1 protein-coding gene and 1 pseudogene are annotated in these 1,005 nt (G+C 70.9%); both read right to left on the reverse strand.

Annotated elements, in window-relative coordinates:
- A partial coding sequence (locus tag ACWEBX_RS41490) for a maleylpyruvate isomerase family mycothiol-dependent enzyme (protein WP_451889828.1) occupies window positions 1–514 on the reverse strand: 514 nt, incomplete at its 3' end.
- 209 nt (window positions 515–723) lie between these two features.
- Window positions 724–1,005: pseudogene (locus ACWEBX_RS41495) on the reverse strand (siderophore-interacting protein); the annotation flags it as partial.

Raw genomic sequence — 1,005 nt, forward strand, 5'->3', positions numbered from 1 at the left:
AGGCCGCCGGGGTGGAGTTGCAGGTGTCGAGAAACTCGGCCACGCCGTCGAGCGCGACGTCCGCCGGCATCGGCTGCACGGCGCCCGCGGCGAGCTGGGCGTCGTAGGTGTGCACCAGCACCTCGTGCACACGGCGCCGGGCAACGCCCCAGGCATTCGCCGGCGACACGCCGGCGGCCCACCACGTCCAGCACTCGTGCTCCGGGCCGGCCTCGCGCAGCGCACTCAGCAGCAGCTCGTTCGACTCGGCGTACCACGCCAGCAGCGCTTCGAGTTCGTGCGGCACCTTTGCGGCATGCTTGGCCGGCGGAGCCTCGGCCGGGCCCGCGGCGACGATCGCGGCCCACCAGCGCTGGCCCGTACCCAGGTGCTGCACCAGATCGAACAACGTCCACCCGGGGCAGGACGGCACCGGCGCGTCAAGGCTGGGCGCGGCGGCAACCGCACTCCGGAACGCGGCCGACCGCTCGTCGATCAGTTGCAGCAGGGCGGAAAACTCAAGACTCTCTGTCACATCGCTTACCTATCACCCCAGGTCAACCGAACGCACCCTATTTTCCAGGCCGTCAGCTGCGGGCCTCAGAGCACCTAATGGAAAGCCTGGGCGTGGCCATATCCCCTTCCTGACGTGCCGGCGCCGGCCGCGGGACTTGGACGAGGCCGGGGTGTGACATCGGCTGCACCAGGTGCTGCTGACCGAGCTGCACCGTGCCGTCAGCTCCTCTAAGCCGCCGCCGATGCCGCATGCCGCCAGAAGCCCGAGAATGTGATGCGGTCCTTGGGCAGGCCCAGTCGGTTGAGGTGCCTGCGGCCTTCCTGCGCGAGGGTCGACTCTCCTACGACGAAGGCGTACCCGGCGGGGTCGGCGGAGGTGAGGCGGCGGAGTTCGCGGAGGCGGCGGTGCCGGCCACGGATCCGTCCCCGTACCGCGCCACCCAGGTGACGGTCACGCCGGGCGGCGCGTCCAGGGTGCGGCGGTCGGCAGTGGTGGGCACCTCCTGGATA

The sequence above is a fragment of the Streptomyces sp. NPDC005070 genome (genome assembly GCF_053600395.1).